The 20,294-nt window shown below is 68.6% G+C and carries 23 protein-coding genes, 2 rRNA genes and 1 pseudogene; 6 read left to right on the forward strand and 20 right to left on the reverse strand.

Going from position 1 to position 20,294, the window contains the following annotated elements:
- Positions 1 to 173: 173 nt before the first annotated feature.
- The 4 genes from ABFX45_RS38730 to ABFX45_RS38745 form a co-directional block, all read right to left on the reverse strand.
- Positions 174 to 1,046, reverse strand: a complete 873-nt coding sequence (locus ABFX45_RS38730) for a class I SAM-dependent methyltransferase (protein WP_109639761.1) — start codon at positions 1,044 to 1,046, stop codon at positions 174 to 176.
- Positions 1,047 to 1,332: 286 nt separating this feature from the next.
- The gene (locus ABFX45_RS38735) at positions 1,333 to 1,656 is read right to left on the reverse strand and encodes a WhiB family transcriptional regulator (RefSeq protein WP_109639759.1); all 324 of its coding nucleotides are present in this window, start codon (positions 1,654 to 1,656) and stop codon (positions 1,333 to 1,335) included.
- A gap of 100 nt (positions 1,657 to 1,756) precedes the next feature.
- Positions 1,757 to 2,002 (reverse strand): hypothetical protein, encoded by a 246-nt coding sequence (locus ABFX45_RS38740; RefSeq protein WP_346135716.1) that lies wholly within the window; start codon positions 2,000 to 2,002, stop codon positions 1,757 to 1,759.
- 135 nt (positions 2,003 to 2,137) lie between these two features.
- Entirely contained in the window at positions 2,138 to 4,207 is a 2,070-nt protein-coding gene (locus ABFX45_RS38745) for an ATP-dependent DNA helicase UvrD2 (protein WP_346135718.1), read from the reverse strand.
- A 62-nt stretch (positions 4,208 to 4,269) separates the two neighbouring features.
- On the opposite strand from ABFX45_RS38745, the gene ABFX45_RS38750 reads away from it, so the two are divergent.
- The gene (locus ABFX45_RS38750) at positions 4,270 to 4,998 is read left to right on the forward strand and encodes a DUF4191 domain-containing protein (protein WP_346135720.1); all 729 of its coding nucleotides are present in this window, start codon (positions 4,270 to 4,272) and stop codon (positions 4,996 to 4,998) included.
- A gap of 60 nt (positions 4,999 to 5,058) precedes the next feature.
- Here the strand turns inward: ABFX45_RS38750 and ABFX45_RS38755 are convergent, their stop codons facing one another.
- Positions 5,059 to 5,343, reverse strand: a complete 285-nt coding sequence (locus ABFX45_RS38755) for a DUF1330 domain-containing protein (protein WP_346135722.1) — start codon at positions 5,341 to 5,343, stop codon at positions 5,059 to 5,061.
- An 86-nt stretch (positions 5,344 to 5,429) separates the two neighbouring features.
- Between ABFX45_RS38755 and ABFX45_RS38760 the strand changes: the two genes are divergently transcribed.
- Complete coding sequence (locus tag ABFX45_RS38760; RefSeq protein WP_428834280.1) at positions 5,430 to 6,446, forward strand: AraC family transcriptional regulator; 1,017 nt, start codon at positions 5,430 to 5,432, stop codon at positions 6,444 to 6,446.
- Here the strand turns inward: ABFX45_RS38760 and ABFX45_RS46875 are convergent.
- A pseudogene (locus ABFX45_RS46875) lies at positions 6,408 to 6,797 on the reverse strand (RDD family protein); the annotation flags it as partial. The gene ABFX45_RS38760 and the pseudogene ABFX45_RS46875 overlap by 39 nt on opposite strands.
- A gap of 169 nt (positions 6,798 to 6,966) precedes the next feature.
- On the opposite strand from ABFX45_RS46875, the gene glnA reads away from it, so the two are divergent.
- On the forward strand, positions 6,967 to 8,391 hold the full coding sequence (gene glnA / locus ABFX45_RS38770) for a type I glutamate--ammonia ligase (protein ID WP_109639746.1): 1,425 nt from the start codon (positions 6,967 to 6,969) through the stop codon (positions 8,389 to 8,391).
- Positions 8,392 to 8,446: 55 nt separating this feature from the next.
- On the opposite strand, the gene ABFX45_RS38775 is transcribed toward glnA, so the two are convergent.
- On the reverse strand, positions 8,447 to 8,707 hold the full coding sequence (locus ABFX45_RS38775; protein WP_146231737.1) for a hypothetical protein: 261 nt from the start codon (positions 8,705 to 8,707) through the stop codon (positions 8,447 to 8,449).
- Between the two features lie 324 nt (positions 8,708 to 9,031).
- Here ABFX45_RS38775 and ABFX45_RS38780 point away from each other — a divergent pair, with 324 nt between their 5' ends.
- Positions 9,032 to 9,427 (forward strand): NUDIX hydrolase, encoded by a 396-nt coding sequence (locus ABFX45_RS38780; protein ID WP_346135725.1) that lies wholly within the window; start codon positions 9,032 to 9,034, stop codon positions 9,425 to 9,427.
- Here ABFX45_RS38780 and ybiA read toward each other — a convergent pair.
- The 3 genes from ybiA to ABFX45_RS38795 are packed head-to-tail and all read right to left on the reverse strand — an operon-like array spanning position 9,372 to position 10,659.
- Positions 9,372 to 9,872 (reverse strand): riboflavin biosynthesis intermediates N-glycosidase, encoded by a 501-nt coding sequence (ybiA, locus tag ABFX45_RS38785; RefSeq protein ID WP_346135726.1) that lies wholly within the window; start codon positions 9,870 to 9,872, stop codon positions 9,372 to 9,374. The two genes, ABFX45_RS38780 and ybiA, sit on opposite strands and share 56 nt — an antisense overlap.
- Before the next feature lie 18 nt (positions 9,873 to 9,890).
- Positions 9,891 to 10,052, reverse strand: coding sequence for a hypothetical protein (locus ABFX45_RS38790; RefSeq protein WP_170155163.1), 162 nt, complete (start codon positions 10,050 to 10,052; stop codon positions 9,891 to 9,893).
- A gap of 31 nt (positions 10,053 to 10,083) precedes the next feature.
- Positions 10,084 to 10,659, reverse strand: coding sequence for a hypothetical protein (locus ABFX45_RS38795; RefSeq protein ID WP_146231736.1), 576 nt, complete (start codon positions 10,657 to 10,659; stop codon positions 10,084 to 10,086).
- 104 nt (positions 10,660 to 10,763) lie between these two features.
- Between ABFX45_RS38795 and ABFX45_RS38800 the strand changes: the two genes are divergently transcribed.
- Positions 10,764 to 10,997 carry a hypothetical protein gene (locus ABFX45_RS38800; RefSeq protein WP_109639731.1) on the forward strand — a complete coding sequence of 78 codons (234 nt, stop codon included), beginning with the start codon at positions 10,764 to 10,766 and terminating at the stop codon, positions 10,995 to 10,997.
- A gap of 64 nt (positions 10,998 to 11,061) precedes the next feature.
- Here the strand turns inward: ABFX45_RS38800 and ABFX45_RS38805 are convergent, their stop codons facing one another.
- From ABFX45_RS38805 to ABFX45_RS38830, 6 genes are all read right to left on the reverse strand, one after another.
- Positions 11,062 to 11,994, reverse strand: coding sequence for an NADP-dependent oxidoreductase (locus ABFX45_RS38805; protein WP_109639729.1), 933 nt, complete (start codon positions 11,992 to 11,994; stop codon positions 11,062 to 11,064).
- Complete coding sequence (locus ABFX45_RS38810; RefSeq protein WP_346135729.1) at positions 11,991 to 14,891, reverse strand: bifunctional [glutamine synthetase] adenylyltransferase/[glutamine synthetase]-adenylyl-L-tyrosine phosphorylase; 2,901 nt, start codon at positions 14,889 to 14,891, stop codon at positions 11,991 to 11,993. Before ABFX45_RS38810 ends, ABFX45_RS38805 begins: the two co-directional genes overlap by 4 nt.
- A gap of 26 nt (positions 14,892 to 14,917) precedes the next feature.
- Positions 14,918 to 15,103: a hypothetical protein gene (locus ABFX45_RS38815; RefSeq protein WP_109639725.1), complete on the reverse strand. Its 186-nt coding sequence runs from the start codon at positions 15,101 to 15,103 to the stop codon at positions 14,918 to 14,920.
- Entirely contained in the window at positions 15,100 to 16,233 is a 1,134-nt protein-coding gene (locus ABFX45_RS38820) for an inorganic phosphate transporter (RefSeq protein ID WP_109639724.1), read from the reverse strand. The genes ABFX45_RS38815 and ABFX45_RS38820 overlap by 4 nt, the downstream gene beginning before the upstream one ends.
- Before the next feature lie 85 nt (positions 16,234 to 16,318).
- Positions 16,319 to 17,074, reverse strand: coding sequence for a type 1 glutamine amidotransferase (locus ABFX45_RS38825; RefSeq protein WP_233440035.1), 756 nt, complete (start codon positions 17,072 to 17,074; stop codon positions 16,319 to 16,321).
- A 25-nt stretch (positions 17,075 to 17,099) separates the two neighbouring features.
- Positions 17,100 to 17,531, reverse strand: coding sequence for a rhodanese-like domain-containing protein (locus tag ABFX45_RS38830; protein ID WP_346135732.1), 432 nt, complete (start codon positions 17,529 to 17,531; stop codon positions 17,100 to 17,102).
- Between the two features lie 80 nt (positions 17,532 to 17,611).
- Between ABFX45_RS38830 and ABFX45_RS38835 the strand changes: the two genes are divergently transcribed.
- Positions 17,612 to 18,061: an Lrp/AsnC family transcriptional regulator gene (locus tag ABFX45_RS38835; protein ID WP_346135734.1), complete on the forward strand. Its 450-nt coding sequence runs from the start codon at positions 17,612 to 17,614 to the stop codon at positions 18,059 to 18,061.
- A gap of 152 nt (positions 18,062 to 18,213) precedes the next feature.
- On the opposite strand, the gene ABFX45_RS38840 is transcribed toward ABFX45_RS38835, so the two are convergent.
- From ABFX45_RS38840 to ABFX45_RS38855, 4 genes are all read right to left on the reverse strand, one after another.
- On the reverse strand, positions 18,214 to 19,023 hold the full coding sequence (locus tag ABFX45_RS38840; RefSeq protein ID WP_346135736.1) for a GNAT family N-acetyltransferase: 810 nt from the start codon (positions 19,021 to 19,023) through the stop codon (positions 18,214 to 18,216).
- Positions 19,011 to 19,892, reverse strand: coding sequence for a GNAT family N-acetyltransferase (locus ABFX45_RS38845; protein WP_346135738.1), 882 nt, complete (start codon positions 19,890 to 19,892; stop codon positions 19,011 to 19,013). Before ABFX45_RS38845 ends, ABFX45_RS38840 begins: the two co-directional genes overlap by 13 nt.
- Before the next feature lie 117 nt (positions 19,893 to 20,009).
- Positions 20,010 to 20,126 (reverse strand): 5S ribosomal RNA (rrf, locus tag ABFX45_RS38850).
- 78 nt (positions 20,127 to 20,204) lie between these two features.
- Positions 20,205 to 20,294: ribosomal RNA gene (locus ABFX45_RS38855) — 23S ribosomal RNA — on the reverse strand; the annotation flags it as partial.

Raw genomic sequence — 20,294 nt, forward strand, 5'->3', positions numbered from 1 at the left:
GCGGCGTCAGCGCCAGTACTCGTCCGGCAGCTTGCCCTCGATGTCCCGCACATGGGTCTTCGCGCACACGTGACACAACCACCGGGTCGCCCCACCGACCCGCTCAGACGACCAGGCCAGGAACTCCAGGTCGGAAACGGAGGCACGCGACCGCCCGCATCTGTGGCAGGCGATCACCTGCGCCGTCCCAGGTGGACGGTGTCGGTCTCGAGCAGGAACACGTCCTCCCGAGCCCCGACGTACTCGGAGTCGGAGGGATTCAACAGCCGGCGCAAGGCAGCGCGGTCGGCCGCATGCAGGTAGGGGCCGGTGATCTCGGCGAGCCAGGTCAGGCGGTCGACCGCCCATTCGCGGACGAGGTGCTTGGCGGGAGCCGGGTGGTCGACGACGAAGCTGAAGGCGCTGATCTCGCCGAGGCCCGCGTCGGCCAGGGCGACGTTCCAGCCGACCGGCAGCCGGACGGAGCCGGCCATGTTCTCGCGCATCAACGTGAACCACTCCGCGCGGGCCGCGGCCACGCGGTCCTGCAGGCCCGGTTCGCCGACGCCGAGGTCCCAGGGCAGGAATCGAGTTTCCAGCCCGCCTTCGGCCAGGGCCAGCCATCCGCCGGGAGCCAGGGCGGACACCAGGCGGCGCACGCCACGCAACTGATCAGGGAGGTGGTGGATCACCCGCGAGGCCCAGATGAGCTCGACCGGTCCGGAGAAGGACAGCGGGTCCTCGGTCGCGAGGTCCGCGAGCACGGGCTTCACCGACACGGCGCCGTCCGCCTCGGCACGCGCCGCGGTGCAGGCCGCGTCGAGCAGTTCGGGTGTGGCGTCGACCAGCACGAGGACGCCGCCGCCGTGTTCGCGCAACGCCGAGACCAGCGGCACGCTCATGGCGCCGGCGCCGCAGCCGACGTCCATCACGACCGGTGAGTCGGGTAGAGGGGCGACGAGTCTCCGCGCAACAGAAGACAGCGCTTCCTCCTGCAGGGCGCCGTAGCGCCTCATCCCGCTCAACCGAGCGGACCAGTCGATTCCGTCGTGGGTGTGATGCGGCACAACCGGAACGGTACGGAGGAACGGCCGAGGCCGCCATCCACCTTCTCGTGGATGACGGCCTCAGCTCGAGACTGTCAGAGGTCGAAGCGAGCCGCTCTGCGACCGGCCCATCGCGCCAACCTGCGCCAACGTTGCGCTGACGCGAGGCGGTTCGCCATGCGTTGCTCTTCAGCGAACCTCTGGGCTTCTTGTATTCGTATTCGCACGAGCTCTTCGTTCATGGACATGGGTGTCAGACCCTCGTTCAGGTAGGTGGGCGTTGCGTTGTGGTTGATGTGCACGGTGTTCACGCTGCCGCCTCCGTCTTGTCAGCAGTGACAACAGCTGCCGCGTCCTTGCGCGGGCGGCCACGCGGCCGCTTCCGCGCGATGACGGCACCGCGCTCGAAGATCTCTCCACCCCAGACACCCCACGGCTCGTGACGGGCGAGCGCGCCGGCGAGGCACTCCGCCAGCACCGGGCAGGTCCCGCAGAAGGACTTCGCCTTCTCGAGGTCGGCCGGCGTGTCAGCGAACCAGAGGTCGGGGTTGTGGGTGCGGCAGGGCAGGTCAAGCCCGTCCGCGAGGTCCGGAAGTGTCTCGCCGGTGAGCGGGACAGTCGCGGTCAACATCAGGGTTTTCTCCTTGTGTGGGGTACAGCAAAAAACACGAAAGCCGCGGACTCTGTGCGAGTCCGCGGCTTTCGTGAGCCTGGTGGTCCTTCGACCCCTTCTATGGGGTCGGCAGGAGCCTTCTCACTTGATGCGCGGACAGCGCAGTCGTGTAGTTAGGAACGTCATCAGCGGTCGGCCGGACGATCGGCTGCTCGATGAACAGGCCGGTGCCGCGCTCACGACCCAGCAGTGCCACTGGCTTGAGGGCAGACTTCTGCCACACGGCCTGAGCGTTTGCGGGCATGCAGAGGTGCTCGGACAAGGGGAGGCCGAGTGCGCATTCGATGCTCTGGATCTTCTTCACAACCGGCACCTCCCTCAGAGGTCTCTGCGAGCTAGTAGTAGTTCTTCTTCCCCAGACGGGTCCTCCGGACCCGGCATGAGCAGGTTATGACCCCGTACCTGGGGCGTGCAACCTATTTAACGAAACTTGTCCCGATCAGGTGGCGGAGTACCCGACACCGGCTCGGACCAGGCCCAACACGTCGTCGCCGAACTTATCAAGCTTGGACGCGCCGATGCCCGAGATCGCCACAAGTCCGGCCGAATCCGTGGGTCGCTGCTCCGCGATCGCCATCAGCGTCGCGTCGGTGAAGACGACGTACGCGGGAACCTTCAGCTCCCGCGCCCTCGCCGCACGCCACTGACGCAGCGACTCGAGCAGCTCTTCGTCCACATCGGACGGGCAGGACTTGCAACGACCGAGCTTGACGGACTGCGCTTCGACCAAAGTCGCCGCGCACACCCGGCAGGTCGGCTTTTCCTTCTTCATCAGAGGTGGCCGCGCGGCGCCCGCAGATACACGTGCGGCCGGGTGGTTCTCCGGCACGAGGCTGTAGAGGAACCGCGACCTGCGGCGGTACTTGCGTCCACCGGCCGCACGCGACAACGCCCACGACAGCCAGAGGTGCTCACGCGCGCGCGTCACGCCCACGTAGAGAAGACGACGTTCTTCTTCGACCTTCGCCTCGTCGCCGTCGGCGTACTGGATCGGCATCGTGCCCTCGACCAGTCCGACGAGGAACACGGCGTCCCACTCCAGACCCTTCGACGCGTGCAGCGACGCGAGCGTCACGCCCTCGACCGTCGGCGGGTGCTGCGCCTCGGCCCGCATGTCCAGCTCCCCGCAGAACCGCGGCAGGTCGGCACCGGGCACCGCGGCGACGAACTCCTCGGCGAGCTCGACCAGCGCGAGCAGCGACTCCCAGCGTTCGCGCGCGGAGCCACCGGTAGGCGGGTCGTCCGTCAGCCCGACGCGGCCGAGCACGGAACGGACGACCTCGGGAAGGCTTCCGGAGACCTCACCCGCCGCGCGCAAAGCGATCATCGCCTGGCGCACCTCGGCCCGGTCGAAGAACCGCTCGCCACCGCGCACCAGGTACGGGATGCCGTGCGACGCGAGTGCCTGCTCGTACACCTCGGACTGCGCGTTGACGCGGTAGAGGATCGCGATCTCGGAGGCCGCGACGCCCTCGTCGAGCAGCGTCTTGATGCGCCGCGCGACCGAGTCGGCTTCCGCGGGCTCGTCGTCGAACTCGTGGAACCGCGGCGCGGGCCCGTCCGGCCGCTGCCCGATGAGGTTCAGCCGTGAGCCGGCCGGACGTCCGCGCGCCCACTTGATCACGTCGTTGGCCAGCGCCACGACCTGGGGCGTCGAGCGGTAGTCGCGCTCCAGCCGTACGACGACGGCCTCGGGGAACCGCCGCGCGAAATTGAGCAGCGGCTGCGGCGAGGCGCCGGCGAACGAGTAGATGGTCTGGTTCGCGTCGCCGACCACGGTCAGGTCGTCCCGGCCGCCGAGCCACGCGTCGAGCACGCGCTGCTGCAGCGGCGTCACGTCCTGGTACTCGTCGACGACGAAGCAGCGGTAGCGGTCGCGGAACTCCTGTGCGACCTCGGCGTTGTCCTCGAGCGCGGCGGCGGTGTGCAGCAGCAGGTCGTCGAAGTCGAGCAGCTGCGCCTCGTTCTTGAGCTGCTCGTACATCGCGTAGAGCTTCATGATCTGCTCGGCGGGCGCGGGGATGTCGCGCGCGGCCCGCGAGGCGGCTGCCGGGTACGCGTCGGGCGTGAGCAGCGAGGACTTCGCCCACTCGATCTCACCGGTGAGGTCACGCAGCGCGTCGGCCTCGGTCGGCAGGCCCAGCCGGGAAGCGGCACGACCGACGACGCGGATCTTCTGGTCGACGAGCTCCCAGCGCGGGCCGCCGATGACCCGCGGCCAGAAGTAGCGCAACTGGCGTGAGGCGGCGGCGTGGAACGTCACGGCCTGTGCACCGTGCACGTCCAGAGAACGCAGACGGGTGCGCATCTCCCCCGCAGCGCGCTTGGTGAACGTGACGGCGAGGACCTGCGACGGAGCGACGTGCCCGCGTTGGCACAGGTAGGCGATGCGGTGGGTGATCGTGCGGGTTTTTCCGGTACCCGCTCCCGCCAGCACGCACACCGGGCCGCGCGGCGCTTCCACCGCTGCGCGCTGTTCCGGATCAAGACCCTCCAGCAACGCCTCCATGCCCGGCAGTCTCGCAGATGGCCGATGCAACACTGAGACCAGCGCGCCGTATCCTGGTGGGTATGGCTGGTAAGCAGGACAAGGCGGCTGCCAAGGAAGCGGCGAAGGTTCGTCGCGCGGCTTCACGCGAACGGCGCAAGCAGATCTTCGAGGCGTTCAAGATGCAACGCCGCGAGGACAAGGCGCTGATCCCGCTGATGCTGGGCGCGATCCTCGGCGTCACCGCGATCGCCGTGGTCCTGGGCCTGGTCTTCAACGCGGTCTGGATGTTCGTGCCGCTGGGCGTCGCGATCGGCGCGCTGCTGGCCGTGATCATCTTCGGCCGCCGCGTGCAGAGCAACGTCTTCCGCAAGGCCGACGGCCAGCCTGGTGCCGGCGCGTGGGCGCTGGAGAACCTGCGCGGCCGCTGGCGCGTGACCCCCGCCGTCGCGGGCACCACGCAGCTCGACGCCGTGCACCGCGTGCTCGGCCGTCCTGGCGTCGTCCTGGTCGCCGAGGGCGCCCCGCAGCGGGTGAAGCCGCTGCTCGCGCAGGAAAAGAAGCGCATCGCGCGCGTCGTCGGCGAGACCCCGATCTACGACTTCATCATCGGCACCGAACAGGGCCAGGTCCCGCTGAAGAAGCTGCAGTCGACCCTGATGAAGCTGCCGCGCAACATCACGGCCGCCCAGGTCGACGCGCTCGAGACCCGTCTTTCCGCGCTCTCCAGCCGCGGTGCCGCACTGCCCAAGGGCCCGATGCCGCAGGGCGCGAAGATGCGCAACGTCCAGCGCGCGCTGCGTCGCCGCTAGGTCCAGCTCCCACCACGTGAAGAGGCCCGTTGCCGGATCGGCAGCGGGCCTCTTCACGTGTCAGGCCTCGCCGACCACGACCTTCACGGTGGAGTAGCGGCGACGCAGTTCCTTGAGCGGCTGGTACTCATCCGAGTTCCAGAACTCCTCGACGGCTTCCTTGCTCGGGTACTCGTGAATTACGAGCGTGCGCGGTCCCCAGTCGCCTTCCAGCACCAGCGGCTTCGTGTCGACGAGGAGGTTGCGGGCACCCGTCTTCTCGATGAGCGGCAGCACACTGTCGACGTACTGCTGGAACCCTTCTTCATCGGCGATGTCGAGGTCGATCACTACGTATGCGGTCATGTGATCAACCGTAGAAACCACCATGTGGTCGTTTCCATGCTCTACAGGGCCCGAAACATACGTGATCAGACCGCTAGGGTGATGTGGTGGACGTCTTCACCGATGTCATCGCCACCATGCGCGTGGGTCGCGCGAAGTTCACGCGCTCGCGGTGGAGCGGTCCCTGGGGTCATCGCTTCGGCCCGTATCCCGGCGCCGGCTTCCACGTCGTGGTGGAAGGCTCGTGCTGGCTCATCCCACCGTCCGGCGAGCCGGTGCGGCTGGACGCCGGCGACGTGGTCTTCCTGCCGCACGGTGCGCTGCACGGTCTGAGCGACCGCCCTGACACGGCCGTCGAGGAACTGCCACCCGCACGCGAGACCGACGCCGACGACAGCGTGCCCGACCAGCCGCACACACACCTGGTGTGCGGGGCGTACCGGCTGGACCGCGGTCACGCGCACCCGTTCCTGCGCACGCTGCCGGAGGTGCTGCACCTGCGTTCCCATCCCGGCAGGCACCCGGCCCTGCGCGCCGCCGTCGACCTGCTCGGCGCGGACGTCACCGAAGCGAAGCCGGGAGCGGGCGCCGCCCTGCCCGCGCTGCTCGACCTGCTGCTGGTCTACCTGCTGCGCGCCTGGCTGGACGAGGAGTCGGCCCGCAGGCCCGGCGCGGGCTGGTGCGCCGCGTTCACCGATCCCGTCGTGGCCACCGCGCTGAGCAACGTGCACCAGAACCCTGCACACCGGTGGACCGTGACCGAGCTCGCAGGGAAGGCGGGCCTGTCGAAGACGGCGTTCGCCCGCCGGTTCACCGCACTGGTCGGACAGGCACCGATGTCCTATCTGACGTGGTGGCGGCTGAGCACCGGCGCACGACTGCTGCGCGACGGCGACGACACGCTCGCGTCGGTGGCACGAAAGGTGGGCTACACGTCCGAGTTCGCCTTCGCGGCCGCGTTCAAGCGCGAGTTCGGCGTGGCGCCCGGCAGGTTCCGCAGGTCAGCGCACCCGGATGACGACGGTGCCCGCGGCCTTGTCGTGCAGGCACCGGCCATCGGAGTCCCAGACCAGCGCCGGGATCAGCGGGAAGATGAGGACGGTCCGCAGCAGCGCGCGCGGTAGGTGCACGAAGGCCTTGCCGTCGATGCGCGCGACTCGCAGCCCGAACAGCGCGTGCCCTGGCGTGAACCCGAAGAAGGCCACCGCGACCACGGTGATGACGAACCAGGCCAGCAGGCTCCAGTTGCGCGGCAGCTCCGGCCTCGTGAAGAGTCCCGCGACGCCTGCCGCGAGGAAGAAGTCGACGAGGATGGCGAACGTGCGCCGCCCGATCGAGGCGATGGAACCCGGCCCCTTCTCCGGGAAGCCGTGACGCTCGCCACGCCAGCGCTGCTGAGTGCCGTCGTTCGACCCGTCACCCGGCGACAGCACCGAGTTGGGTCCCGACAGCCACGAACCGGTCCACCTGCTCACTCCACCAGAGTAAGCCTGTGAACATCGGGTGAGGACCGGCAGGTCGTCTTGCCGGGTTGGGCGGTCCCGTTAACACTGGCGAAACATCCGAGTGACGGCTGGGCAACACCACGGACATACGGTCGCTCGCGATGACCAGCCGTTGTCCATAGTCAAGGAGTCGACGAGGGTGTTCAAAAATTCCGACGAGGTGCTGAAGTTCATCTCCGACGAGGGCGTCAAGTTCGTCGACGTGCGGTTCAGCGACCTGCCGGGCGTGATGCAGCACTTCACGCTCCCGGCCAAGGCGTTCGATGCCGACGCGATCGAAGAGGGTCTCGCCTTCGACGGCTCCTCCGTGCGCGGCTTCCAGTCGATCCACGAGTCGGACATGCTCCTGCTGCCCGACCTCTACACCGCGCGCCTCGACCCGTTCCGCATCGAGAAGACGCTGATCGTCAACTTCTTCGTGCACGACCCGTTCACGCGTGAGCCGTACAGCCGCGATCCGCGCAACATCGCGCGCAAGGCCGAGCAGTACATCACCGACTCGGGCATCGCCGACACCGCGTACTTCGGTGCCGAGGCGGAGTTCTACATCTTCGACTCGATCCAGTTCGACACCACCGCGAACGCTTCCTTCCACAAGATCGACTCGATCTCCGGCTGGTGGAACACCGGCCGTGAGGAAGAGGGCGGCAACCGCGGCTACAAGGTGAAGTACAAGGGCGGCTACTTCCCCGTCACGCCGACCGACCACTACGCGGACCTCCGCGACAAGATGGTCCTCAACATGGAGGCCAACGGCTTCCAGGTCGAGCGCGCCCACCACGAGGTCGGCACCGCGGGCCAGGCGGAGATCAACTACCGCTTCAACACCCTGCTGCACGCCGCCGACGACCTGATGCTGTTCAAGTACATCATCAAGAACACGGCGTGGCAGGCCGGCAAGACCGTGACCTTCATGCCGAAGCCCCTCTTCGGCGACAACGGCTCGGGCATGCACACCCACCAGTCGCTGTGGAAGGACGGCGCGCCGCTGTTCCACGACGAGAGCGGCTACGCGGGCCTGTCCGACACCGCCCGCCACTACATCGGCGGCATCCTGCACCACGCCCCGTCGCTGCTGGCCTTCACCAACCCGACGGTGAACTCCTACCACCGCCTGGTCCCCGGCTACGAGGCCCCGGTCTCGCTGGTCTACTCCCAGCGCAACCGCTCGGCGTGCGTCCGCATCCCGATCACGGGCAACAACCCGAAGGCCAAGCGCATCGAGTTCCGCTGCCCCGACTCGTCGGGCAACCCGTACCTCGCCTTCTCGGCGATGGTCATGGCCGGCCTCGACGGCGTGAAGAACAAGATCGAGCCGCCGGCCCCGATCGACAAGGACCTCTACGAGCTCCCGCCCGAGGAGGCCCGCGACGTCAAGCAGGTTCCCGCGACCCTCGACGCCGTCCTGGACAACCTGGAGGCCGACCACGAGTTCCTGCTCGAGGGCGGCGTGTTCACCCCGGACGTGATCGACACCTGGATCTCGTTCAAGCGTGAGCAGGAGATCGACCCGCTGCGTCTGCGCCCGAACCCCTACGAGTTCGCGCTGTACTACGACGTGTGATCGATCGCGCTCTTCCGGAAGGCCCGGCGGGACATCCCGCCGGGCCTTCCGGCTTTCAGGTGCCGAGGAAGGTCACGCTGGTCGACGCCCCTTCCGGATCCGCACCAACCCGGACGTTGGAGACCAGGACGTCGGCCTCGCCCCCGGTCGGCAGCCTGATCCGAGCCTCACCACCGTTGAGGGCTTCGGCGGAGGTGCCCGCACCGGACATCTGCCAGATGCCGTCGTTCACCGTCTCGATCAGGCTCACCCGGTCCAGTTCGGCCGAGCTGCCATCGGGGTAGATGAGCAGGGCTGGTCCCGAGTAGCTGAACATCAGTTCTCCCTGTCCGATCAGTTGGGCCGCATCTACCGCCTCCAACACGGCGACATCGGGCGAGGTGGTTCACGAGAACGGGAAGAAAGCCGACGACCTGCGGTTCCACCGGGACGGAAGGCGACCCGTCAACGGCACGTGATAGAGCTGGCCCGCGACACAGTGGACGGTGCACGGCACCCGCCGGATCTACGAGTCGACGTGGATGAGCGTCGACCTCGACGACGTCGAAATCCCTCGTGGTGAACGGTTCGAGCATCACGTCGTCAGGCTGCCGCACCCGTCGACGGGCGTCGTGGTCGTCGACCACGACCACGTGCTCCTATGTGGCGCCACCGGTTCACCACCGACGCGTGGAGCTGGGAGATTCCGGCGGGCCGCTGCGAAGAAGGCGAGACCGCGGAGGTCACGGCGCTGCGGGAGACCGAGGAGGAAACCGGCTACCGGCCGGGCCGGATCGAGCCGCTGGTCACCCTGAACCCGTTGAACGGCATCAGTTCGCACGTGACGCACATCTTCGCGGGCTCGCAGGCCGTCAGGACCGGGGAACCGGACCCCGCGGAGGCCGCGAAGGTCGAGTGGGTGCCGCTCAGCGAGATCCCGGCGTTGATCCGAAAAGGACTGATTCCGTGCGGGATCACGCTGGCGGCGCAGGCCACCTGTCTCACTCTGCGGACAACCTGGAGCGGACCTCCATCAAGGCCTCTCCCAGCAGGTTGAGGCCCCGCCAGGAAGACGGGTCCGAGGCGCGCGGGTCGTCGGCGGCCAGGCCGATGCCCCACACGCGGTCCAGCGGGCTCGCCTCGACCAGCATGCGGGAACCCGTGCCCAGCAGGTAGGAGCGGAGAGCGGGGTCCTGGCCGAACTTCGCCAGGTTGCCGTCCACCACGATCGAAAGCCGCGAGGACACCCACACCGAGTCGTCGAAGCCGGAGACCTGGCGCCCCAACGCCTTCGCCTCGGCGGGAGTGCGAGCGGCCCGCACGCGCTCGGCCACCGCGGTGTCGTCGAACAGCAAAGCCTTGCGCCACATCATGTAGTGCTCGGCAGACGTGAACGACTGTCCGTCGGCCTCGAACGAGCACGGCCACCACTGCGAGAGGCAGCCCTTGCCGAGGCTGCCGTCACGTTCAGGCCGATGGCCCCAGAAGAACAGGAACTTCACGCCGCCACAGTAGGTGGACTAGGTGCGTTCGCCCTCATCCATTTCGTCGGCGGTGGGCAGCTCCGGCTCGCGCCACTCCTGCGAGCGGGTCGGGCCGCCTGCGCGCAGCTCGTTCTCGAGCTCCTTCTTCAGGTGGTCGTCCTTGGCGAAGCCGTGCTGATCACTTCCGCGTTGAGTCATGCACGAGGCGTACCCACGGCGGCGGATCGAATCACTTCGGGACCGGGATGCCCGTCACGGTGATCGCGGCGCCGGTCGGGGCGAACTGGCCGGAGATCGAGTTGAACGTCAGGGTGACCGAGTTCACACCAGCGCCGAGCTTCTCGTCGAGGATGACGATGCCCGAGGTCGTGGTGCCCTGGGTGACGAGGCCCTCCCACTTGCTGGTCGAGGCCGCGTAGGTGCGCTTCAGATCGTCCAGGACCGCGATGCCGTCGACGGGGAGGGTCATGCGGGCCTGGGAGGCGTTCGTGGCCGTCACGAAGAGCTTGAGACGGCCTCCTGCCGACTCCACGCGCGTCACCTCGACGGTGAGCATGCCGCGCTGTTGTTTGAAGGAGCCCGTCGCGACCTTGACCTCGGCGGACGGCTCGGTGGTTTCCAGTGCGCCATCAGGGGTTTCGACGGCGTTCGACGTGGTCGTCGTTGCCGTGACGTTGGGCTGGGCGGCGGAGTTGTCACCACTCAGTGCAAACTGAATCACACCGAGTGACGCGAGCACTCCGGCAGCCACAGCCGCGATGGCGATCACGGTCTTACCTCGGCGCGTGACCCGACGATGCTGCATGACTTCCTCTGCTCGACCCCCGTGACAAACCCACAGCTCCCCCCGCTGAGCGCGCCCTAGTCTCATCTCGAATGGGTGAAACGTCAATGCGCTAGGGTCCGCGCGTGTCCCAAGAAGTCGCCGAATTCACGGCTCCGCAGCTGCTCACCACCCACATCGTCGACTCGGCAGCCGAGGCGCTCGAAGCGGTCCAGGCCGCTGACGTGCTCGACCTCGGTGTTCGCGTCTACAACCGCCTCGTTCCCGACGCCGACGACGCCGAGTCGTTGGAGGAGGAGTGGGTGATCGAGGTCTACACCAGTGCTCCGGCGGTGGACCCCGACTCGGACGAGGACTGAGCAGCCCAGAAATGGGGGCACCCCACCAGGAGTGCCCCCAAACCTGAAAACGAACACGAAGTTTTCAGACTGTCAGTACGACTTTGCCGCGCACGTGCCCGCCTTCGAGCAACTTGTGCGCCTTCACGGCCTCTGCCAACGGGAACGTCTGCTGCACCTCGACGCGCAACGAGCCCGCCGCCACCAGATCGACCAGCCACTGCGTCTGCTCGGCGTTCGGCCGCGCCCAGGTGTTGATCACGCCGTTCTCCAGCGCCCTCGGCCCGTCCACAATGGATGTCATCCGCGCCCGGTCTCGTACGAGCCGCAACGACTGGTCGAACGCCACTCCGCCGACGTTGTCGATCACCACGTCGACCTCGCCGTCGCCACCGACCAGCTCGGAAACGGCGTCGACCAGCGCGTCGCCGTAGGCCACCGGTTCGGCTCCGAGCGACCGGACGAAGTCGTGGTTGCGCGGCGACGCCGTGCCGAGCACCCGCGCGGCACCCAGCTCACGCGCGATCTGCACCTGAAGGTGCCCGACACCGCCCGCGGCCGCGTGCACCAGCACGACGTCTCCCGGCCCGGTGCCGACCGCCTTCAACGCCTGCAACGCCGTCAGCCCTGCCAGCGGCAGGGCGGCGGCCGTCACAAAGTCCACGTTGGACGGTTTACGCGCGATCATCCGGTCCGGCAGCGAGATCAGCTCGGCATAGGCACCGAACTGCACGTGGTCCTTGCGCGCGTAGGCGAGCACCTCGTCGCCCGGCTTCCAGTCCGTCACGCCGATGCCGACAGCCCGCACGACACCCGCCACGTCCCAGCCGGGGATCAGCGGCACGTGGTGAGGCATCAGGCCCCGCAGGTAGCCGGCTCTGATCTTGAAATCCACCGGGTTCACCCCGGCCGCCTTCACCTCCACCAGGACCTGGTCCGGCCCCAGCAGCGGATCCGGCAGCTCCTGCAACGACATGACGTCGGCGTCGCCGAACTCGGTAAGCGCGATCGCTTTCACAATCCCTCACCGTAGAAGACTCGTTCGGCTACTGCACGTGCACGGCGGGTCGTGCGGCGATATTCCTCCAGGAACTCCCCCGGATCGCCACCGGGCGGGTACCCCATCACGGAGGCGACGGAGACGAGGTCACGCCCGGACGTCGGCAGCTGGTCGGAGGCCTTGCCCCGGACCAGCGTCACGGCGTTGCGCGCGTGCGTCGCCAGGTTCCACGCGGCCTTCAACGCCGCCGCGTCGTCCGCAGCCAGCAGACCGGCGGAGACAGCAGCGTCCATCGCGGCCATTGTGGACGGTGTGCGCAGTTCCGGCACCGCACCGGAGTGCTGCAGCTGCAACAACTGCACGGTCCACTCGACGTCCGCCAGCCCACCGCGCCCGAGCTTGGTGTGCGTGCTCGGGTCGGCACCGCGCGGCAACCGTTCCGCGTCGACCCGCGCCTTGATCCGCCTGATTTCCCGCACCGACGCCGTGTCCAAACCTCCCGCCCGATACCGCAGCGGCTCGATCAACGCCTCGAACTCGGCCCCCAGCTCGGCATCACCCGCGATGAACCGGGCCCGCAGCAACGCCTGCTTCTCCCAGAGCTCCGCCCACTGCCTGTAGTACGCGCGGTACGAGTCCAGCGTGCGCACCAGCGGACCCTGCCTGCCCTCCGGCCGCAGATCCGCGTCGACCAGCAGCGGCGGGTCCTGCGACGGCGCGCCGAGCAGCCGCCGGATCTTCTCCACGACACCGCTCGCCCACTTCGCCGCCTCGGCATCGGTCACGCCCTCGAACGGCCGGCACACGAACATCACGTCCGCGTCCGAGCCGTACCCGAGCTCGTGCCCGCCGAGCCGCCCCATGCCGATCACGGCCAGCGTGGCGACGGGTTCGCCCGCCGCACGCATCGCAGCGTCCAGCGCGCTCTGCAGCACCGCTCCCCACACCTCGGACAGCGACACGCACACCGTCTCCAGCGGCATGAACCCCAGCAGGTCCGCAGAAGCGATGCGCAGCAGCTCGTGCCGCCGCAACGACCGCGCGGCCGCGACAGCGCGCGTCAGGTCGTCGTACCGCGAAACCGCGCTGCGCAGCGGGTTTCCGATCGAGTGCGGATCACGGCCGACCAGCGCCTCGGTGTCCGCGAGCAGCCGCAGCACCTCCGGAGCCCGCACCAGCAGATCCGGGACGAACCGAGAGGTGCCGAGCAGCACCGCGAGCCGTTCCACGACAGCGCCCTCGTCCCGCAGCAGCCGCAGGTACCAGGGGGTTTCCGCGAGCGCCTCCGACACCTTCCGGTACGCGAGCAGCCCGCCGTCCGGATCAGGCGTGCCGGCGAACAGGTCCAGCAGCACCGGCAGCAAAGCGCCCTGGATGCGAGCACGCCGGGAAACGCCGTGCGTCAACGCCTGGATGTGCCGCAACGCCCCGTCCGGCGACGTGTAGCCGAGCGCCGCGAGCCGCGCCACGGCCTCCTTGGTCGTGAGCCGCAACGCCTCGGTCGGCACACCCGCCACGGACTGCAGCAGCGGCCGGTAGAACAGCTTCTCGTGCAGGCGCCGGACCTGGTTGGCGTGCTTGCGGAACTCCGCGAGCAGCACCTGCCCCTCCGACCGCTGCCCGTCCGCCGCCAGCCCGACGGAGCGCGCCAGCCAGCGCAACGCCGTGACGTCGTCGTCCGCGGGGAAGAGATGCGTGCGCAGTAAACGCTGCAGCTGCAGCCGGTGCTCCAGCGTCCGCAGGAACCGGTACGAGCGCCCGAAGTCCGCCGCGTCGTTGCGCCCGATGTACCCGCCCCTGCCCAGCGCGGCCAACGCGGCGGTCGTCGCCTGAATGCGCAGGTTCTCGTCGGAACGGCCGTGCACGAGCTGCAGCAGCTGCACCGCGAACTCGACGTCGCGCAGCCCGCCCCGGCCGAGCTTCAGCTCACGGTCCGCAAGCCCTGACGGCACGTGGTCCTCGACGCGGCGGCGCATCGCCTGCACGTCCTCGACGAAGTTCTCGCGCTCGGCCGCCGTCCACACGTAAGGCCGCACGACGTCGAGGTACGCCTGCCCCAGCTCGGGGTCGCCCGCGACCGGCCGTGCCTTCAGCAGCGCCTGGAACTCCCAGGTCCGCGCCCACTTCTGGTAGTAGGACGCGTGCCCGTCGAGCGTGCGGACCAGCGCGCCCGCCTTGCCCTCCGGCCGCAGCGCCGCGTCGACCTCGAAGCACGACTGGCCGGCGATCTGCATCATCGTGCTGGCCAGCCGGGTTGCCGCGCCCAGATCGCCCTCGGCGACGAACACGACGTCGACGTCGCTCACGTAGTTCAGCTCGTTCGCGCCGCACTTGCCCATGGCGATCACCGCTAGCTTGCAACGGTCCGCGCCGTTCACGCGTTCCGCGGCGAGCTTCAACGACGCCCGCAACGCCGACACCGCGAGATCTGACAGCTGCGCGGCCACCGTGTCGTACGGGACGTACGGCAGCGTGGGCTCGACGACGTGCGCCAGGTCGTTGGCTGCCACGAGCAGCAGCTTCGCGCGGTACTCGGTGCGCAGCGCATCGCCGTCCGACAGATCCAGCGACACGTCGACCCCACCGGTGAGCGAACGCCACCGGTTCGGGTTCACGACGAGGAAGTCCGACAGCGCGGTCGACGACCCGAGCACGGCCAGCAACCGGCCGCGCACCACCACGTCTTCGTGCAGCGCGGCCGACAGGGCGTCCCAGTCGGCGGCAGAGTGCAGCCGTTCGAGCCCGCGCAGCGCGAGGTCGGGGTCAGGACAGCGGGAGAGCGCCGCCAGGACGGGCTCGGCGTCGTCGGCGGGCCGGCGGTCCGCCCACAGGCCGAGGCCGCGCAGCACCTCTTCGCTGCGCGGCTCGGTGAGCCCGAATCTTGCTGGTGACGCGGCGCGGAACGGTTCGCTCATCAGGAGCCAACCTAGTCCCCGCGCGGCTAGAAGACGATCAGAGAGAGCCCGTACAGCACGACCGCGACGCAACCCGCGAAGCTGGCGTAGGCAGGGATCTTCTTGTCACCCGACAACGCACGGATGCCGACGACGAACAACGTCACCACGATGACGGTGACCAGCAGCGTGGCGCCGAAGACCTGGAGCAGCGCGATCCAGTTGACCTTCATGCCGCGACCTTGTGCAGCTCGGCCTGGGCGGCGACCTCGTCGACGATGTGCTCCGGCTTCACCGGCTCACGACGCGACAGGATCCAGATGCCGATGGACACCGCGGCACCGATGACGGCGACGCCGATGACCCCGCTGGTGCCGGTCGAGGCCCACTTGCCCGCGATGGCGCCGACGATGCCGGCGGCGGGCAGCGTGAGGAGCCAACCCGCGGCCATCTTGCCCATCGTTCCCCACCTGACGCCGTGCCGGTCGCGGCCGAGGCCGGAGCCCATGATGCCGCCGGACGCGACGTGCGTGGTGGAGAGCGCGAACCCGAGGTGCGACGACGCGAGGATCGCGGTGGCCGTCGAGGTCTGCGCGGCGAAGCCCTGGGCCGGTTCGATGGTCGTGAGACCGCGGCCGAGGGTGTGTGTGATGCGCCAGCCGCCGAGGTACGTGCCGAGCGCGATCGCGAGACCGGCGCTCACGATCACCCAGGTGGGCGGGCCGGAGCCGGGCGCGAGCGAACCGGACGTGATCAGCGCGAGCGTGATGATGCCCATGGTCTTCTGCGCGTCGTTCGTGCCGTGCGCCAGCGAGACCAGCGAGGCGGACGCGACCTGGCCGACCTTGAAGCCGGTGTGCGAGACGCGCGGGTCCGCGGCCCGCTTGAGGCGGTAGACGATGATCGTCGCGACCGCCGCGACGAGGCCGGCCACCAGGGGCGCGACGATCGCGGGGACCAGGACCTTGTCGACGACCTTGGCGAAGTGGATGGCGTCCACTCCGGACGCGACCCAGGCCGCGCCGATCAGTCCGCCGAACAGCGCGTGCGACGAGCTCGACGGCAGACCGACGTACCAGGTGACGAGGTTCCACATGATCGCGCCGACCAGCCCGCCGAAGATGACCGCGGGCGTGATCTGGGCGTCGTCGACGATCCCGCCGGAGATGGTCTTGGCCACCTCGACGGACAGGAACGCGCCCACGAGGTTGAGCACCGCCGACAGCGCGACCGCCGTGCGGGGCTTCAGCGCACCGGTGGCGATGGAGGTGGCCATGGCGTTGGCCGTGTCGTGGAACCCGTTGGTGAAGTCGAAAATGAGAGCAGTGACGACAACGATGATCACTACAAGAGCGGGATCCACACTGATCCTCCGGCTGGATCGAACAAGGTGCTCTGGAGAGACGGTACCGGGTACTCAGGATGCCTTATAACCTACGAAAGTAACGTCACACCAAGGGAAGTTGTGTGCCCGAACACCCCGCGGGCGCCAGTTCTCCCCGCACCAGCTTCGCGAATCTGGTGACGAACGGCTGCCACACCTCTTCGAAGTCGCGGTGGGCCTCGGCGAGGAAGTCCAGGTCGAAGTGGTGCGACCGGGCGCACGCCGCCGATTCAGGATCCTTGGCCGCCCAGTTCAAGACGATTTCCGGGGTCGTCTCGATGTGGAACTGCAGACCATAAGCACTCGTTCCGACCCGAAAGGCCTGATTCGGGTATTTCGGTGACGCCGCGAGGTGTTCCGCGCCGGGCGGCAGCACGTGCACCTCGTCGCTGTGGAACTGCAGCACGTCTGGCGTCCACGGCAGATCCGCGAACAACGGATCGTTGCCCGCGCCATCACGCTTCGCCACCAGCAGCACGCCGACCTCAGGCCCCTGCGGTCCTTTTCGGACCTGACCACCGGTGGCGGCCGCGAGCAGCTGCGCGCCGAGACAGATGGCGAGGGTGGGCAGCTGTTGCGCCACGGCGTTGCTCAGCAGCCGGCGCGCGTCGGCGAGCCACGGGTGCTGCACGTCGTCGAGCGCCCCCATCTCGCCACCGAGGCAGACCACGCCCTGGTAGCCGTCGAGGTTCTGCGGCGCGGGCTCGTCCTGCAGCGACACGAGGTGCAGCTCGATGCCGTCGGCCTCCAGCCAGTCACCCAGCTTGGCCAGCGGGTCGGACTGCGAGGGCTGCAGGACGAGCAAACGCGGTGCGGTCACACATGTGAGCCTATGTCGGGTTGACTCAGCAATGACACGCGACCTTAGAAACACCCACGACGCTGTGCGCATCTGACTCGATCGGGTAACCCGCCTCGCGCCACGCCGTGATGCCTCCGGCAAGCCGCTTCACCCGGTACCCCCGTTGCGCGAGCGCCAGCGCACCCTTGGTGGCGGCGTTGCACTGGAAGCTCTCGCAGTAGCAGATGTAGACCAGGTCCGGGTCGAGGTCGAGCTCGTCGGGCAGGTCGCGGTAGGGCAGGTTGACGGCGCCGGGGATGCGGGCCTGCGCAAACGCTTCCGGGCTCCGTGTCTCCACCAGCACGTAACCGTGAGTGCTGCCGTCCTGCAGGTCGCGGTGGACGTCGTCGGGATCGGCCTCGAACGCGAGCTCGGCGGCGAAGAAGCTCGCCGCGGCGGCGGGGTCGGCGGCGGGGAAGCGCAGTGCGTTGGTCATGCGCATGATCTTGTTGGGACCACGTTGCCCGCGACATGCGGAAATCCAGGCGTTCGGGCCGTTCTCCTTATGATTTCCAGGTGGAACTCGACGCCGTGGACTGGAAGATCCTGAGCCTGCTGCAGACCGACGGCCGCATGTCGTTCACCGCGCTGGGCCGCGAGGTGTCGCTGTCCGCGCCCGCCGTGACCGAACGGGTGCGCCGCCTGGAGTCACTGGGCGTGATCACCGGCTTCGTGGCGGTGGTGTCGCCTTCCCGGCTGGGACTGCCGATCGAGTCGGTCGTGCGCGTCCGGGTCCGGTCCCTGGACACGCCCCGGTTCCGCTCCACCGTGCTGGCGCTGCCGCAGATCCTGGATGCCGACCACGTGACAGGAGATGACTGCTGGCTGCTGCGCGTCGTCTGCCGGTCGATGGTCGAGCTGGAGGAACTCGTCGAGGTGATGCAGCGGTACGGCGACACCACCACCTCGCTCGTCTTCTCGTCGCACGTGCGGAACCGCCCGCTGTCCCCGTCGCTCTTCGACTAGTGGCGTGGCCCGGCACGTTGCCGGGCGAATTCGCGGTCAGACGGGTGCATCGTGGTGCCGCCCCCGCGTCCTCATACTGGATGGACGGGGGCGGTGCCGCGAGGTGCCCTGCTGAGCGTGAATTCGCCCAGCCGACGTTAGGGGTCACGCCACTAGCTCCAGCGGTACTCCGACCAGTCCGAGACCGGGCGGAAGCCGATCCCCTGGTAGACGGAGTTCGAGGTGGGGTTGGCCAGGTCCGCGGTGAGCACGACGTGCTCGGCGCCCGCCCCGTACGCCCATCGGCTGATCGCCGCGGTGACCGCGGCCGCGTAGCCGTGGCGGCGGTGCTCGGGCGGGGTGTAGACCGGACCGATCCTGGACACGCCACCGACCGGCGTGGTGCTCCCCGCCCAGGACACCGGAACCCCGTCGACGAGCCACAGGACGTGCCCGGCTGACATCCGCCGGCTGTCCATCGCCCGCTTCTCGGCGTCTTCGCGCGAGAGACCGTCCAGCTCCGCCACGAACGCGATCCACCACTCGGTGATCAGGTCGTTCTCGGCGGCGGTCGCGAGCCTCGCCTCTCCCGGGACCTGCGGCACCACCAGGTGCTCGAGCCGGTAGAGCCGCAGGGCGTAGACCTCTCTGCCGCCGTCCCGCCACACCTTCCGGAACGCGTCGACCCGGTCCCGCGTGCCGGTGACCTCGTCGATCTCCCGCTCCCGCAGGACCTCGGCGACGACGGGAGCAGCGGCCGGCGGCATCGCGGCGACGTGCAGCGGACGACCCTCCATCCGGGTGACCACGCCGACGACAGCTCCGTTGTCGTGCAACGAGATCAGCGTCGCGGGCTGTCGTTCTCCACGCAGTGCGGCGTCCACCGCGGTGAGGTGGACGCTGTGGTTCACGGGGTCGGCTTCGAGGAAGTCGCCGGCCACCGCCACGAAGTCCTTGACGTCGTCATGGCTCAGCGCTTCCACCAGAACTCCGCCCAGTCGTCGAGTGGTTGGTAGCCGATGCGTTGGTAGATCGAGTTCGAGATCGGGTTGGTCAGGTCCGCGAAGAGGATGACGTCGGTGGCGCCCTGGTCCAGCGCCCATTGGCTGGCCAACGCGCTGACGGCGGCGCCGTAGCCGTGCTTGCGGTGTTCGGGTGGGGTGTAGACCGGACCGACCCTGGTCATGCCGACCTGCGGGAGGCTGGCCGCGGCCCAGGCGACCGGGGTGCCGTCCACCTCCCAGAGGGCGTGGCCGTTGCCGAGGCGCAGGGAGCTGCGCACGATCTCGGTCGCCTCTTCGTCCGGGGCCTCCGGCACAGCTTCGCGGGTGAAGGCCTTGCGCCAGGCGCCGAGGAGCTCGATGTCGGCTTCGGTCGCCAGGCGGCCGGTGCCGGGAGAGGTGGGCGGAACCAGGGTGCCCAGGCGATAGAGCCTGGTCGCCAGGGACTCGGTGAAGCTGCGGTCAGCGGCGAAGGCGGTGGCGAAGGCGGTGGCGAAGGCGGTGGCGAAGGCGGTGGCGAAGGCGGTGGCGAAGGCGTGTGATTTTTGCCTCGGGCCGGTGACTCCCGGGGCTTCCGGATCGACTTCGGCGGCGATCTGCGCCGCGAGGTCCGCGGCGGCGACCGGCAGGTCGGCTGCCTGGAACGGCCACGGTGGCGTGCGGATCAGGGAGCCGACCACTTCGCCGTTGTCGTGGAAGGTGATCAGAGTTGGCGGGTTGTCGGCGGAGGGTAGGCGGCGGGCGCGGTCCAGTGAGGTGAGAGCCACCGTGTTGCGCACCGGATCGGCTGCGAGCCGATCGAGGGTGGCGGCGTCGAACGATGCCAGGGTGGGATGCACTCGCGCGTCCATGGGTCCATGACATCAGGACGGGCAAGCGGAATTCGGATCGAGCCGGCCCGCGACATGCAAAAGACCCCTGCGGGGAGCACCTGAAGTGCTCGACCCGCAGGGGTCTTCTGAACGATTGTCCGGCGGCGACCTACTCTCCCACACCGTAACCAGTGCAGTACCATCGGCGCAGAAGGGCTTAACTACCGGGTTCGGAATGGGACCGGGTGTTTCCCCAACGCTATAACCACCGAAACTCTGTGGAGTTGTACCTGCGGCGATCGGTATGCCGCTCGGTTCTTCCAGAACCGCACAGTGGATGCGTAGCGTCTTTGTAACAAGTCCTCGGCCTATTAGTACCAGTCAGCTCCAACCGTTACCGGTCTTCCACCTCTGGCCTATCAACCCAGTGGTCTAGCTGGG

It is taken from the genome of Lentzea roselyniae (genome assembly GCF_039537795.1).
Taxonomy (GTDB): domain Bacteria; phylum Actinomycetota; class Actinomycetes; order Mycobacteriales; family Pseudonocardiaceae; genus Lentzea; species Lentzea atacamensis.